Here is a 14,005-nt window from a genome sequence, read left to right on the forward strand (position 1 = left end):
CGCGCGATTTGGAGTTTTCCCCGCACGCCCCATCGGTTAGTTTCGCGCCAACGCTGCCGCGTTCACAACAAAAACAGGCAATAAAACGGGGGGCCTCGTGGTCAGAATAGACCGCTACATGCTGTCGCAACTGCTTTGGTTGTTTGGCTTTTTCGCCCTTGTGCTGGTGGCTGTGTTCTGGATCAACCGGGCGGTGCAGCTGTTTGATCGTTTGATCGGGGATGGGCAAACGGCCCTCGTCTTTCTCGAATTTTCCGCGCTGGGGCTGCCCAGGCTGATCGTGACGGTGCTGCCGATTGCGACCTTTGCCGCCGCCATCTACGTGACGAACCGGCTGAACAACGAAAGTGAGCTGACGGTGATGATGTCCACGGGCACCTCGCCCTGGCGTCTGGCGCGCCCTGTGGCCATCTTTGGGCTGATCGCGGCGGTCATGGTCTCGGCGCTGTCCCACATCCTTGTGCCTGCCGCCACGGAACGGCTGACAGAGCGTGAGGCCGAAATCTCGCGTAACATCACCTCGCGGCTGCTGACCGAAGGCGAGTTCCTGAGTCCCGCGCGTGGCGTGACGTTCTATACCCGGGCGATTGGCGATGACGGGCAGTTGATGGACGTGTTCTTGTCGGACCGCCGGATGCCGCAAGAACGGATGATCTACACCGCCGCGCGCGCCTATCTGGTGCGCAACAACGAAGGCACATCGCTGATCATGGTCGACGGGTTGGCGCAGCGTCTGGCCACGGCAGAACAGCGGCTGTCCACGGCCAAATTCCAGGACTTTTCTTTCGATATCACCACGCTGATGCGCTCGGACGCGCAAATCGGCGCGTCGCTGCAATATCTGCACAGCGGCGCCTTGCTGTCTGGCTGGGCACAGGTCGCCGAACAAACGGGCACCACGGTCGGTGCGGTGGCCGAGGAAATTCACAGCCGATTTGCCCGGGGCATGTTCTGCTTTGTCACGGCGCTGATCGGATTCGCCACCCTTCTTGTGGGCGGCTATTCCCGCTTTGGCGTGTGGCGCGAGATCGTGATCGCCTTTCTGGTCCTGGTCGCGCTGGACGGTATGCGCAGCAGCCTGTCGGCGCCGGTCATTGATGATGCACGCTTCTGGCCCATCCTCTACCTGCCCTCGGCGCTTGGCGGGCTGATCGTGCTGGGCCTGCTCTGGACCGCATCGGGCGGTCACGGACAATTGCGCCGACTACGCAGGAGCATGGCATGATCCTGCACTTCTATTTTGCCCGCCGTTTTGCCCTGTCACTGGCCGTGATTGGTGCTGTTCTGGCCACGCTGGTGATGCTGATTGACCTGATCGACCAGACGCGGAAGTTTTCTGATGTGGGCATCGGGTTCTCGCAACGGCTCGGGCTGACGCTGCTCAACATTCCCGAAACGCTGAACCAGATTCTGCCGCTGATCATGATCCTGGGCACGGTGTCGCTGTTCATCTCGCTTGCGCGGTCTTCCGAACTGGTTGTGACACGGGCGGCGGGACGCTCGGCGCTGCGTGCGCTGATCGCGCCTGTCTGCGTTGCGCTGATCATCGGGATCATTGCGACGACGATGCTGGGGCCCATTGTGGCCGCGACCTCCAAACGCTACGCAGTTCTCTCTGACAGTTACCGCGCGGGCGGTATTTCCGCCTTGTCGGTGTCCGAAGAAGGGCTGTGGCTGCGCCAGGGCAGCGAAACGGGGCAAACCGTGATCCGGGCGGGGCGATCGAATGCGGATGCCTCGGTGCTCTATGATGTCAGCTTCGTCGACTACTCTGCCAATGGCGGACCCTTGCGCCGGATCGAAGCGGCCAGCGCGTCGCTGCGCAACGGCGCGTGGAACCTGCGCAACGCCAAGGTCTGGCCCCTGACCGTCGGGCTGAACCCCGAGGCGAATTCCGTCACCCACGAGTTACTGGCCGTGCCCTCGACACTGACACTGGACCGCATCCGCGAAAGCCTTGGCACACCGACAGGCGTGTCCATCTGGGACATGCCCGCCTTTATCGAACAACTTGAACAGGCCGGGTTTTCCGCCCGCCAGCATCAGGTCTGGCTACAGGCGCAACTGGCCCGCCCGCTGTTCCTGATGGGGCTTGTTCTGGTTGCCGCAGCCTTCACGATGCGCCATACCCGGTTTGGGGGGACCGGCACGGCAGTGCTGGCCGCAGTGCTACTGGGGTTCGGTTTGTATTTCATTCGAAGTTTTGCGCAGATCCTGGGCGAGAATGGCCAGATCCCCGTGATGCTGTCGGCATGGGCAGCACCATTCGCCTCGATCCTTTTGGGCCTCGGGCTCTTGCTGCGCGCCGAAGATGGCTAGGGGCGTGCGGGCATGGGGATGCGCCGCCCTGCTGATCCTCGCGCTCAGCACGATGGCAACGCTTGCGCCCGCACAAGAGGCACCCGCCCCCGCCGTCCTGGTCGCTGACGAGATTGAAGTGACCCGGGACCGCCGCCTGATTGCCCGCGGCAATGTCGAGGCGTTTCAGGGCAACACCCGCGTGACGGCGCAAGCCATCGAATACAATCCGGACACGGGCGGGCTGACGATCACCGGGCCCATCATTCTGGATGACGGCGCAGGCACCCGCATCCTCGCCAGCCAGGCCGAACTGTCCAACGATCTCCAGGACGGGTTGTTGTCGGGCGCGCGCCTGGTGCTGAACGAGCAATTGCAACTCTCTTCGGTCCAGATGAACCGGGTCGGAGGGCGCTACACGCAGCTTTACAAGTCCGCCGTCACCTCCTGCCATATCTGCGAGGGGGACACGCGCCCGCCGCTCTGGCAGATCCGGGCCCGCAGGGTCGTGCACGATCAGGAGGAAGGGCAGCTGTATTTCGATGACGCACAGCTGCGCATCCGCAACATCCCCGTCTTCTACCTGCCCCGGCTGCGCCTGCCCGACCCGACGCAGGAACGGACAACCGGGTTCCTGTTCCCCGAAATCCGCTCCAACTCGCTTTTGGGCACCGGCTTTGCCGTGCCCTATTTCATCACGCTTGGCGATCATCGCGATCTGACGCTGACGCCCTATCTCGCCAACAACACCAAAACGCTCGAGTTCCGGTATCGTCAGGCCTTCCAGCGCGGGCGCATCATCCTGCAGGGCGCGTTTTCAGACGACCAACTGCAACCCAACGACTCGCGCGGTTACTTCTTTGGCGCAGGTGAATTCGAGCTGAACCGCGATTTTGTCCTGCAATTCGATTTCGAGGCAGTGTCGGACGACGCCTATCTCAGCGACTACAGCTATGCGGGCAAGGACCGGCTCGACAGCCAGATCCAGATCAACCGCACCCGGCGCGATGAGTTCATCCGGCTGTCCTATATCAACTTCAAATCCCTGCGCGATGACGAGGACGAGGACGTGCTGCCCTCGGACGTGATCGAGGCGCTCTATGAACGCCGTTTCTTTCCCAGCCTGATCGGGGGCGAGTTGCGCCTGACGGCGGCTGCGCATGCGCATGAACGCCCTTCTTCGGTGGATACGGACGCCAACGGGGACGGCGTGGTCGATGGGCGTGACCTTGTGCGGTTCAACGTCGATGCGGAATGGCTGCGCACCTACCAGATGGGTGGGCTGCAGATGCAAACCCAACTGGGACTGGCAGGGGATGTGATCCGGGTGTCCGACGACAGCGTCTTTGACGATGGGGACAGCGGGCTGGCGCCCATGGCAGGCCTCACACTGCGCTATCCCATGGTCAGGGCAAGCGCAGGCGGCGTGCGCCAGTTCATCGAACCCATCGCCCAGATCGGCTGGATCGGCGGCGATGGCCTGTCGGTGCCGAACGAGGAAAGCACACGGGTCGAATTCGACGAGGGCAACCTGTTGTCCCTGTCCCGCTTTCCGGCCACCGACCGGCGCGAACGCGGCTGGGCCGTGGCCTTTGGCGGCACGTGGGCGCGGCTCGACCCGGACGGTTGGTCGGCCAGCCTGACACTGGGTCAGATCGTGCGCCAAGAGGAACAGATCGACTTCAGTGACACCACCGGCCTGTCGGGCACCACATCCGATTTCCTGCTGGCAGGCCAGCTCGAATTCGACGCAGGGCTCGCCGTTTCGGGGCGGACCCTGTTCAACGAAAGCTTTGACGTCTCAAAGGCCGAGGTGCGCGGCGACTGGAGTAATGACCGCCTGAATGTGGGCGGCAGCTATATCTGGATCAATGAGGACACCGATATCGATCTCGACTCGCCCATTGGCGAGCTGACCTTTGATGGCGGCATCAAGATCGACCGGTTCTGGAGCGCGAACGTAGACTGGCGCTATGATCTTGAACTGGGGCGCGCGGCCACGGCTGCGGCAGGGCTGACCTATACCAATGAATGTGTGCGTGTCGGTCTGTCCATCAACCGCAGCTTTGCGGACTCGACAACTATTGAGCCCTCCACCAGTCTAGGGTTAACAGTGTCCTTGCGCGGCTTTGCAGCCGACACAGGCGAACAGGTAGTCACACGATCATGCGGAAAGCAGGCGAAATGAGCGGTAAATCACCAATGCAGCGGATAACAACAGTCCTTGCCGCAGGCGCACTGGCGCTGGGTGCATGGACAGGCGCAGCCCCGGCACAGAACCTTTTTGCCGCGGTGGCCGAAGTGGACGGTATCTCGATCACCGAATTCGAGGTGCAACAGCGCGCGCGTTTCCTGCAACTGCTGGGTGGGCCCGGCAGCGCGCGCAAGGACGTGATCGACGAACTGATCCTCGACCGCTTGCGCCAGATCGAAACCCGCCAGGCGGGCTTTGACGTCAGCGAAGGCGACCTGCAGCAAGGCCTCACCGACTTTGCCGCCCGTGCCAACCTCTCGGCCGAGGAATTCATCGCTGGCCTTGAAAGCGAAGGCGTGGCGCGCGAAACCTTCCGCGATTTCGTCAGCGTCTCGCTCACATGGCGGGACTATATCCGCGCGCGCTTTGGCAACCGCGTCCAGATCACTGACCGCGAGATCGAACGCGCCATTGCCTCTGTCCAGGGTGGCAGCGGGATCGAGGTGCTGTTGTCCGAAATCATCATTCCGGCCCCGCCACCGCGCGCCGCACAGGTGCAGGCACAGGCCGAAGAGATTGCCCAATCCACGACAGAAGCCGAATTCTCAAGCTACGCACGCCGCTTTTCCGCCACTGCAACGCGGGGTCGTGGCGGGCGACTGGACTGGACACCGATCACGCAATTGCCCCCGGTGCTGCGCCCGCTCCTGCTGGCCCTCGCCCCAGGCGAGGTCACTTCTCCACTGAATATCCCGAACGCCGTCGCCCTGTTCCAACTGCGCGATATCCGCGAGACCGAAGCACCGACACGCAGCTTTGCCGCGATTGAGTATGCCGCGTACTACATCCCCGGCGGACGCACCCCCGAGGCACTGGGCCGGGCCCGCGCCATTTCAGCCAGCATCGACCGCTGCGATGACCTGTACGGTGTCGCCCAGGGCCAGCCCGAAAACGTGCTGGAACGCGGCAGCCTGCCGCCGGGCGAAATTCCCGACGACATTGCCATCGAACTGGCCAAGCTTGATCCCGGTGAAACCTCGACCGCGCTGACGCGGGCAAATGGCCAGACCCTGGTGCTGTTGATGCTGTGCGGGCGCACGCCGGAATTGCCCGAGGATCAGGAAATCGACCGCAACTCGATCTCGAACCAGCTGCGTAACCAGCGCCTGAGCGCCTTCTCGGACAACCTGCTGGAACAGTTGCGGGCCGAAACCGACATCCGCATCTTCGAATGACCCACGCACCCATCGCCATCACCTGTGGCGAACCGGCGGGCATCGGACCCGAGGTGGCGGCCAAGGCCTGGGCCGCGCTGCGCCGTGACGTGCCCATGGTCTGGATCGGGAACCCAAGGCACCTGCCCCCCGGTACGGCCCATCAGGTGGTGCGCCATGCAAGCGATGCGCCCGCCATTTGCAGTGATGCCCTGCCCGTTCTGGCCCATGACTTTGCCAGTGCCGCCACGCCCGGGACAGCCACACCGACAAATGCCAAGGGGGTGATCGAGGTGATCGCACGTGGGGTCGCTTTGGTGCAGGAAGGTGCGGCCTCGGCCCTCTGCACCGCGCCGATCCACAAGAAAGTGCTGATGGATGGCGCGGATTTCGCCTATCCCGGCCACACGGAATACCTTGAGGCGCTGACACAGGCACCGCGCGCCGTGATGATGCTGGCCAGTGACGCGCTGCGCGTGGTGCCCACAACCATCCACATCGCGCTCGAGGACGTCGCCAGCGCCCTCACGCCCGACCTGTTGCGCGATACCATCGCGATCACGGCCAAGGGGCTGCGCGACCAGTTTGGCATCGCCAAGCCTCGCGTCGCCGTCGCAGGCCTGAACCCGCATGCGGGCGAAGGTGGCGCCATGGGCACACAGGAATGCGACTGGATCGCGGATCTGGTCAAGGAGATCGCGGCGAGTGGCATCGACGTCACCGGCCCCTGGCCCGCCGACACGCTGTTTCACGCCGCCGCCCGCGCGCACTATGACGCCGCCGTTTGCATGTATCACGATCAGGCTCTGATCCCGATCAAGACGCTGGATTTCGATCTGGGCGTCAATGTCACTCTGGGCCTGCCGATCATCCGCACATCGCCCGATCACGGCACCGCCTTTGACATTGCCGGACGCGGCATCGCCAATCCCACCAGCATGATCGAAGCGATCAAGCTGGCGCACAGAATGGCATCCACATGAGTGCGATTGACGACCTGCCCCCGCTGCGCCAGGTGATTGCGGATCACGGGCTGAGCGCGCGCAAATCGCTGGGGCAGAACTTTCTCCTCGATCTCAACCTCACGGCCAAGATCGCGCGCCAGGCGGGCGACCTTACAGGCGTGGACGTGCTGGAAATCGGCCCCGGCCCCGGTGGGTTGACGCGCGGGTTGCTCTCTGAAGGGGCGCGCAAGGTGCTGGCGATCGAGAAGGATGCCCGCTGCCTACCCGCACTGGCCGAGATTGCCGCACGCTATCCGGGCCAATTGCAGGTGATCGAGGGCGACGCGCTCGAGGTTGATCCACTGGCTCATCTGACGCCGCCCATCCGCGTCGCGGCCAACCTGCCCTACAATGTCGGTACCGAGTTGCTGGTGCGCTGGCTCACGCCGCCCACATGGCCGCCGTTCTGGCAATCTCTCACGCTCATGTTCCAACGCGAAGTGGCCGAACGGATCGTGGCGCAGCCGGGGTCCAAGGCCTACGGGCGGCTTGCCGTGCTGGCCCAGTGGCGCGCGGATGCGCGGATCGCGATGTCTCTGCCGCCCGAGGCGTTCACGCCGCCGCCAAAGGTCTCGAGCGCGGTGGTGCACCTGACAGCCCTGTCCACGCCCCGGTTCGAGGCGGATGCAAACACGTTGTCGCGCGTGGTGGCGATGGCCTTCAATCAACGCCGCAAGATGCTGCGCGCCGCCCTCAAAGGGCTCACACCGGACATCGAGGATCGACTGCACAGCGCCGGGATCAAACCCACCGAACGCGCCGAGCAAGTCCCGATCGAGGCGTTCTGCGCGCTGGCGCGTGCCGTGCAGGCAGGCTGAACGTTACTCGGCCGCTTCCGGTGCTGGTCCGCTGTCGGCAGGTGGCTCGCTTGGGGCCTCTGCGGCGGGCGCGGGTTTGGGTTTGCGCGACCGGCTGCGGGTGCTCTTGGGTTTGGGCTGGCTCTCGGGGGTTTCCACCAGATTGCTGTCACCCTGCGCCTCGACGACGTCGGGCTGAGGCGCTTGCGCCGGATCGGACCCTGCGGCTTCCTGTTCCTGACGCTGGGCGCGCTCGCGGTCCCGCTCGGCCTGGCGTTCGCGGTTCTGGCGCTCCTGCTCTTCGCGGCGGGCGTCGATTTCGCGTTGCGCCTCGCTCAGCATGCGCAGGTAGTGTTCGGCGTGTTGCTGAAAGTTTTCGGTTGCGACGCGGTCGCCCGCCAATTGGGCATCACGCGCCAACTGGTTGTACTTGTCGATGATCTGCTGCGGCGTGCCGCGTACCTTGCCCTCTGGGCCCGAGCTGTCAAAGACGCGATTGACGACGTTGCCGCCACCACCGCCTGAATTGCGATTGCGACTGCTCTTGGACCGGGACCGGGATCTCGAAGATTTCATGAATGTATATTCCGCTCTTGGCGTGTCTTTTTTGATCGTCCGGGGCGCAACAAAAGCACCAGTTCACAGTATCTCGGCGATCTTGTGGATGGGACGCCGTCGCACAGCAAAGGCTTGAGCCGCAGCGTCTGGTAAATGAATAAGCACGACAGGGGCACTACGACAAGGGCTAATGGTGGTTTTTCCACATTTTTGAGCCGTTCACGCCGGATTCCGTGCAACCAGAACGCGATCCCGCCCATCCAGATCGGGCAGGATGTGCAAATCGCCCCACCCTTCCCCGTCAAAGATCGCGCGGACATCTGCGCCTTGCATCCAACCGATCTCGCACATCACACGGCCGCGTGGTGTAAGGTAACTGCCCGCCATCGCCGCAATCTCGCGATACGCCGACAGCCCGTCCCCTTCATCCGTCAGCGCCATGCGCGGTTCGTGATCGCGCAACTCTGGCGCGACCTCGTCCATTTCGAATGCAGCAAGGTAGGGCGGATTGGCGACGATCAGATCAAAGCGGCCCTCGACAGGCTCGAACCAGTCCCCCTGCACGATCTGCGCCCGGTCCGCCACCTTGTTCAACACCGCATTGGCGCTGGCCTGCAGGCAGGCCTCCTCGCTCAGGTCGACGCCGATACCGGTGGCATCGGGCCGTTCCGCCAACAGCGTGACCAGCAGACAGCCAGATCCGGTGCCAAGGTCCAGCACCCGGGTGAAATCCTCGGCCAACGCCGCCTCGATCACGGTTTCGGATTCGGGCCGCGGGTCCAGCACATCAGCGCTGATCTTGAACGGGCGCCCGTAAAAGGCGCGCTCACCGATCAGATGGCTGACCGGCACACGCACTGCGCGCAAGGCGATCAGGTGGTCGTAGCGGTCTGCGATTTCGGGGGCGATGTCTTCGGGCGCGATCAGGGTCACACGTGCTGCATCCACTTGCGCAGCATGAGCCAGCAATACGCGCGCGTCACGGGCAGGATCAGGCACACCCGCCGCCCGCAACCGCGCAGTGGCGGCCACCATCGCCTCGGCTGCCGTGGTCATGTGCCCATCTCGGCCATCAGGCGCGCCTGTGCATCCGCTGTCAGCGCGTCGATCACCTCATCCAGATCGCCCTGCATGACCTGATCCAGCTTGTAAAGCGTCAGATTGATCCGGTGATCCGTCATCCGCCCCTGAGGGAAGTTATAGGTTCGGATGCGCTCGGACCGATCGCCCGAGCCCACCTGCGCTGCCCGGTCGGCAGAGCGTTCGCTGTCCACGCGACTGCGTTCCAGATCATAGAGCCGGGCGCGCAGCACCTGCATGGCCTTGTCGCGGTTCCGGTGCTGGGATTTCTCGCTGCTGGTGACCACGATGCCCGTAGGCAGGTGCGTGATGCGCACTGCCGAATCCGTTGTGTTCACGTGCTGACCACCGGCGCCAGAAGACCGCATCGTATCGATCTCGAATATCCTGCTGGTTGATCTCGATATCGACATCCTCAGCCTCTGGCAGCACGGCGACGGTCGCGGCAGAGGTGTGGATGCGCCCGCCGCTTTCTGTCGTCGGCACGCGCTGTACGCGGTGCACACCGGATTCGTACTTCATCCGGGCAAAGACGTTGTCGCCGGTGATATGGGCCACGACCTCCTTGATCCCGCCCAGCTCGGTCGCCTGCTCTTCGATGATGTCCAGCTTCCAGCCATGGGCCTCGGCATAGCGGGCATACATGCGCAGCAGATCACCGGCAAACAATGCGGCCTCGTCACCCCCCGTACCGGGACGGATTTCCAGCATCGCGGGGCGTGCATCGGCGGCATCCTTGGGCAACAGCGCAAGTTGCAGCGCCGCTTCGGCCTCTGGCAGTGCGGCCTTGAGGCGCGGCAGCTCTTCCTGTGCCAGCTCCGCCATGTCGGGATCGTCCAGCATCGCCTCGGCCTCGGCCATGTCGTCAACGATGCGGGTATAGGCGGCGATCTGGTCCACCACAGGCTTCAGATCGGAATACTCCTTGGCCAGCGCCGCAATATCTGCGGAGCCATCGGCCATCGCCGCTTCAAGGTACTGAAAGCGCTGCGTGATCTGTAAAAGTCGGTCCTGGGGGATCATGTGCGACGGTTTGGTCCAAGGCGGGGCTTTGGTCAAGGGGCACACTGTGATAGGATGCCCGAATGATACGCGCGCTGCTTGTTTCTTTCATGATCGCCAGCCCTGTCCTGGCCGACGTCACCTCACCCTCCGGCAAGACGGTGGAATGCTACTGTACGGACAAGGCCGGCAGCCGCATCGAACTGGGCCAGACCGTCTGTTTGCAGGTCGATGGGCGCATGTTCATGGCGCAGTGCCAGATGTCGCTGAATTCGCCCATGTGGCGCGAGGTGCAGGAGGGATGCCTGAGCTCATCCCTGGGCGGCGACCAGCAACCGCTCCAGTCGTTCGCGGTTGACGCCGAAATCTGAGCGGCCGAAGCGCAGGCGCGCGTGCATCCTCAGCAATCCATCGCTGTATTCGAGTGTTGTGTAGTCCGGGAACCCGATCACGGCTGAGCGTGTGACATAGGTGATCCGCCCCTCCTCGACCGATCCTGCCACAACCTGCGTGCGCGGCAAGGCACGCGCCGCCGCGTCGACACGGGCCAGCGCCTCGGGGCCGACTTGCGTCACGCGGATGGCGCCGCCTATCCGGTCCGCGCTTGCAGTCGCGGTGACCGGCACATGCCATCGCGCGGCATCCGTAGGCGCCAGTCGCACATAGATCAACAAGCACATCACCAGGATCGTAATTAAAACAATCAGATACATCACGATCTTCATCTTGCCCTTCATTGTTCCTCAAATATGCAAAACATAACGCGTCAGCGATAGGCGACCCCCGGCAGGATGCACAACAGCTCATACAGCAGGTTCGCCCCGGTCAGCGCCGTGTTGCCGGAGGTGTCGTAAGGCGGAGAGACCTCCACCAGATCACAGCCAATCACATTGACACCCCGCAGCGCCCGGATCAGCTGCATCGCCTGCGGCGTGGTCAGCCCGCCGATTTCCGGCGTGCCCGTGCCCGGCGCAAAGGCCGGATCGAGGCTGTCGATATCATATGTGATATAGGTCGGTGCATCCCCGATGTCGCGCCTGATCTCGGCGCCAAGCGCGCTCAGGTCGCGACCCCACAGTTCGGGCGCGAGGAACTGCTGAAACCCCCAGCCCTGCGCCTCGGTAAAGTCTTCGGCGGAATAGCCCGTACCACGCAGCCCGATCTGGTAGGTCTTGGCCGGTTGGATCAACCCCTCCTCATAGGCGCGGCGAAACACGGTGCCGTGGGTCTCGCGCTCGCCAAACATCTCGTCATTCACATCCGCATGAGCATCCACATGCACCAGCGCCACGGGCCCGTGCCGCTTGGCCATCGCGCGCAGGATGGGCAGCGTGATCGAGTGGTCCCCACCAATGGCCATGGGCACAGCATCATAATCGAGGATTGCCGCGTAACTCTCTGCAATGATGCGCAAACTGTCGGCCAGCGAGAACGTGTTGATCGCCAGATCACCGATATCGGCGACCTGCAGGCTGTCAAAGGGCGCAGCCCCGGTTTGCAGGTTGTAGGGGCGGATCATCGCGGATTCGGCGCGCACCTGTTTCGGGCCAAACCGGGTGCCCGATCGCCAGGAGGTGCCGATATCCATAGGCACCCCCAACACGGCCACATCCAGCTTGTGCAGCTCGTTGCTGAATGGCAGCCGCATGAAGGTGTTCGGCCCCGAAAACCGAGCGAGGTCATTGCCGCTGATCGGCTGGTTCTTAGGCGCCACTGCGCATCCTCCACCCCAGAAGCTGGCAAATCTCGGTCGCAACATGCGCGCCTGCAATGGCCGTTGCGCCCGTGGTGTCGAAGGGGGCGACACCTCGACCACATCGCCGCCGCGAATGTTGATGCCCGCCAGCCCACGCAGCAGCGCCGCCGCCTGCGCCGAACTGAGGCCGCCCCAAACCGGCGTGCCGGTGCCGGGGGCAAAGGCCGGGTCAAGCCCGTCGATATCAAAGCTGAGGTAACAGGGCCGGTCGCCGACAATCTCGCGCGCCCGCGCCGCCGCCGCCTCCGGCCCGATGCGGTGAAATTCGGGGGCGTCGATGATGTTGACGCCCAGCGTGTCCTCATTCGTGGTGCGGATGCCGATCTGCACAGAAGTGGCGGCGTCCACGATCCCCGACTTCACCGCCTTGTAGAACATCGTCCCGTGATCAACGCGGCCCATATCGTCATCGGCCCAAGTGTCCGTATGCGCATCGACTTGTATCAGCGAGATTGGCCCGAACTTCTCCGCATAAGCCTTGAGAATCGGGAAGGAAATGTAGTGATCGCCCCCCAGCACCACGCTTGCGGCACCAGCCTCCAGAATGCCCGCGATATGCGCGGTGACACGGCCGGGAAAGGACGGGATGTCGGCATAGTCAAAGGCCACATCGCCGTAATCGACAATCACCCGCTCGCTCAGCACATCAAAGGGCCACCCATAAGGCGCGTCTGGCGCTTGCAAGCTCGACGCCTCGCGGATCGCGCGTGGCCCCAGACGCGTGCCAGGGCGGTTGGTCACCGCCTGATCAAAGGGCACGCCTGTTACGGCAATGTCCACGCCCGTCAGGTCCTTGGTGTAACGCCGCCGCAGGAACGACGTCGCCCCGGCAAAGGTCAATTCGAACGATGGCCCCTTTGGATCGTCGCGAGTGAACGCGTGATCGATCTGCGTCTTGGCGTCTTCCAATGCCATCAGCGGGCCACCGGTTGTGCGGTTTCGACCAGTCGCGCGAAGAAGGATGCGCCAATCGGGGCAATGTCATCGTTGAAGTTGTACTTCGGGTGGTGCACGCCCGCCCCGTCACCTTGCCCCAGCATCAGATAGGCGCCGGGCCGCGCCTCGAGCATATACGAGAAATCCTCGGCCCCCATAACGGGTGTGATGGCCGTATCAACGCCGTCTTCGCCTGCAACATCCGCCGCCACCTTGGCTGCGAACGCTGCTTTGTCCGCATCATTGACCGTGGGCGGATAGCCAAAATCAAACTCCAGCTTGGCCTCGCACCCATAGGCCGCCGCCTGCCCGGCCACCACCTCTTCCATGCGGCGCACGACCATGGCCTGCACTTCCTTGTCAAAGGTGCGCACGGTTCCGTTGATATAGGCCGTCTCGGGGATCACGTTGTCCGTGGTGCCCGTGTGGATCTGCGTGGTCGAGATCACCAGCGACCCGGCCGTGTTGTGATTGCGGCTGACGATGGTTTGCAGGGCCGTGACAATGCCACAAGCAGCCACAACCGGGTCAACACAGTCGTAGGGCCGTGCGCCATGCCCGCCCTTGCCCGTAACATGGATGTGGAACGTGTCCGCGGCGGCCATGATCGGGCCTGCCGTGGTATGGAACTTGCCAAAATCCTTCCCGGGCGCGTTGTGGATGGCGTAGACCTCGCCAATTCCGAAGGTCTCCATGATGCCTTCCTGCACCATGACCTCTCCGCCACCGCCCGCCTCTTCGGCGGGTTGAAAGATCAGCGCGACACGGCCTGCAAAATTGCGCGTCTCGGTCAGGTACTTGGCCGCGCCCAGCAGCATCGCGGTATGCCCATCATGGCCACAAGCATGCATCTGGCCGGGATGGGTCGAGGCATAGTCGACGCCGGTTTCTTCGGTGATCGGCAACGCATCGAAATCCGCGCGCAGGCCAATGGTCGGCCCCTCACCCTGCCCTTCGATGATCGCGACGATGCCCGTCTGGGCAATGCCGTCATGGATCGCATCCACGCCGATCTCTTCCAGCCGTTCCTTGATAAAGGCGGACGTCTTGGGGCAATCAAAGGACAATTCGGGGATTGTGTGCAGATGCTGGCGCCACGCGGTCATTTCCGGCCCCAGATCGCCGATACGGTTGATGATTGCCATGGCTGGACTCCTGCTGATGGG

General features: G+C 63.4%; 12 protein-coding genes and 2 pseudogenes. 7 read left to right on the forward strand and 7 right to left on the reverse strand.

Features of this window, described 5'->3' with window-relative positions:
- Positions 1-97: 97 nt before the first annotated feature.
- The 6 genes from lptF to rsmA are packed head-to-tail and all read left to right on the forward strand — an operon-like array spanning position 98 to position 7,528.
- Positions 98-1,225, forward strand: coding sequence for an LPS export ABC transporter permease LptF (lptF, locus tag ACMHLQ_RS23400; protein WP_415403065.1), 1,128 nt, complete (start codon positions 98-100; stop codon positions 1,223-1,225).
- The gene (gene lptG / locus ACMHLQ_RS23405) at positions 1,222-2,319 is read left to right on the forward strand and encodes an LPS export ABC transporter permease LptG (RefSeq protein WP_415403066.1); all 1,098 of its coding nucleotides are present in this window, start codon (positions 1,222-1,224) and stop codon (positions 2,317-2,319) included. Before lptF ends, lptG begins: the two co-directional genes overlap by 4 nt.
- The gene (locus tag ACMHLQ_RS23410) at positions 2,312-4,486 is read left to right on the forward strand and encodes an LPS-assembly protein LptD (protein WP_415403067.1); all 2,175 of its coding nucleotides are present in this window, start codon (positions 2,312-2,314) and stop codon (positions 4,484-4,486) included. Before lptG ends, ACMHLQ_RS23410 begins: the two co-directional genes overlap by 8 nt.
- A 14-nt stretch (positions 4,487-4,500) precedes the next feature.
- Complete coding sequence (locus ACMHLQ_RS23415; protein WP_415403068.1) at positions 4,501-5,727, forward strand: peptidylprolyl isomerase; 1,227 nt, start codon at positions 4,501-4,503, stop codon at positions 5,725-5,727.
- Positions 5,724-6,689, forward strand: a complete 966-nt coding sequence (gene pdxA, locus ACMHLQ_RS23420; RefSeq protein ID WP_415403069.1) for a 4-hydroxythreonine-4-phosphate dehydrogenase PdxA — start codon at positions 5,724-5,726, stop codon at positions 6,687-6,689. Before ACMHLQ_RS23415 ends, pdxA begins: the two co-directional genes overlap by 4 nt.
- On the forward strand, positions 6,686-7,528 hold the full coding sequence (gene rsmA, locus ACMHLQ_RS23425; protein ID WP_415403070.1) for a 16S rRNA (adenine(1518)-N(6)/adenine(1519)-N(6))-dimethyltransferase RsmA: 843 nt from the start codon (positions 6,686-6,688) through the stop codon (positions 7,526-7,528). Before pdxA ends, rsmA begins: the two co-directional genes overlap by 4 nt.
- Before the next feature lie 3 nt (positions 7,529-7,531).
- On the opposite strand, the gene ACMHLQ_RS23430 is transcribed toward rsmA, so the two are convergent.
- The 3 genes and pseudogenes from ACMHLQ_RS23430 to prfA form a co-directional block, all read right to left on the reverse strand.
- Complete coding sequence (locus tag ACMHLQ_RS23430; RefSeq protein ID WP_415403071.1) at positions 7,532-8,083, reverse strand: DUF4167 domain-containing protein; 552 nt, start codon at positions 8,081-8,083, stop codon at positions 7,532-7,534.
- 201 nt (positions 8,084-8,284) lie between these two features.
- Entirely contained in the window at positions 8,285-9,121 is an 837-nt protein-coding gene (prmC, locus tag ACMHLQ_RS23435; protein ID WP_415403072.1) for a peptide chain release factor N(5)-glutamine methyltransferase, read from the reverse strand.
- Positions 9,118-10,168 (reverse strand): annotated as a pseudogene (gene prfA, locus ACMHLQ_RS23440) (peptide chain release factor 1). The gene prmC and the pseudogene prfA overlap by 4 nt, the downstream one beginning before the upstream one ends.
- Before the next feature lie 62 nt (positions 10,169-10,230).
- Here prfA and ACMHLQ_RS23445 point away from each other — a divergent pair.
- Complete coding sequence (locus ACMHLQ_RS23445; RefSeq protein ID WP_415403073.1) at positions 10,231-10,518, forward strand: hypothetical protein; 288 nt, start codon at positions 10,231-10,233, stop codon at positions 10,516-10,518.
- Here ACMHLQ_RS23445 and ACMHLQ_RS23450 read toward each other — a convergent pair.
- The 4 genes and pseudogenes from ACMHLQ_RS23450 to ACMHLQ_RS23465 all read right to left on the reverse strand — a co-directional run bounded on the left by ACMHLQ_RS23450 (position 10,459) and on the right by ACMHLQ_RS23465 (position 13,984).
- Positions 10,459-10,872 carry a DUF1499 domain-containing protein gene (locus ACMHLQ_RS23450; RefSeq protein WP_415403074.1) on the reverse strand — a complete coding sequence of 138 codons (414 nt, stop codon included), beginning with the start codon at positions 10,870-10,872 and terminating at the stop codon, positions 10,459-10,461. The genes ACMHLQ_RS23445 and ACMHLQ_RS23450 overlap by 60 nt on opposite strands.
- A gap of 41 nt (positions 10,873-10,913) precedes the next feature.
- The gene (gene speB, locus ACMHLQ_RS23455) at positions 10,914-11,861 is read right to left on the reverse strand and encodes an agmatinase (protein ID WP_415403075.1); all 948 of its coding nucleotides are present in this window, start codon (positions 11,859-11,861) and stop codon (positions 10,914-10,916) included.
- Positions 11,851-12,818: pseudogene (speB, locus tag ACMHLQ_RS23460) on the reverse strand (agmatinase). The gene speB (ACMHLQ_RS23455) and the pseudogene speB (ACMHLQ_RS23460) overlap by 11 nt, the downstream one beginning before the upstream one ends.
- Positions 12,818-13,984: a M20 aminoacylase family protein gene (locus tag ACMHLQ_RS23465; protein ID WP_415403076.1), complete on the reverse strand. Its 1,167-nt coding sequence runs from the start codon at positions 13,982-13,984 to the stop codon at positions 12,818-12,820. Before ACMHLQ_RS23465 ends, speB (ACMHLQ_RS23460) begins: the two are co-directional and overlap by 1 nt.
- Positions 13,985-14,005: the final 21 nt, after the last annotated feature.

It is taken from the genome of Tateyamaria algicola (genome assembly GCF_047715485.1).
Lineage (GTDB): Bacteria > Pseudomonadota > Alphaproteobacteria > Rhodobacterales > Rhodobacteraceae > Tateyamaria.

Bases quoted from the DNA above. Each gene is read 5' to 3' on its own strand.
- lptG (WP_415403066.1), top strand. From the start codon at position 1,222: ATGATCCTGCACTTCTATTTTGCCCGCCGTTTTGCCCTGTCACTGGCC.
- ACMHLQ_RS23410 (WP_415403067.1), top strand. From the start codon at position 2,312: ATGGCTAGGGGCGTGCGGGCATGGGGATGCGCCGCCCTGCTGATCCTC.
- ACMHLQ_RS23415 (WP_415403068.1), top strand. From the start codon at position 4,501: ATGCAGCGGATAACAACAGTCCTTGCCGCAGGCGCACTGGCGCTGGGT.
- pdxA (WP_415403069.1), top strand. From the start codon at position 5,724: ATGACCCACGCACCCATCGCCATCACCTGTGGCGAACCGGCGGGCATC.
- rsmA (WP_415403070.1), top strand. From the start codon at position 6,686: ATGAGTGCGATTGACGACCTGCCCCCGCTGCGCCAGGTGATTGCGGAT.
- ACMHLQ_RS23430 (WP_415403071.1), bottom strand. From the start codon at position 8,083: ATGAAATCTTCGAGATCCCGGTCCCGGTCCAAGAGCAGTCGCAATCGC.
- prmC (WP_415403072.1), bottom strand. From the start codon at position 9,121: ATGACCACGGCAGCCGAGGCGATGGTGGCCGCCACTGCGCGGTTGCGG.
- ACMHLQ_RS23445 (WP_415403073.1), top strand. From the start codon at position 10,231: ATGATACGCGCGCTGCTTGTTTCTTTCATGATCGCCAGCCCTGTCCTG.
- ACMHLQ_RS23450 (WP_415403074.1), bottom strand. From the start codon at position 10,872: ATGAAGATCGTGATGTATCTGATTGTTTTAATTACGATCCTGGTGATG.
- ACMHLQ_RS23465 (WP_415403076.1), bottom strand. From the start codon at position 13,984: ATGGCAATCATCAACCGTATCGGCGATCTGGGGCCGGAAATGACCGCG.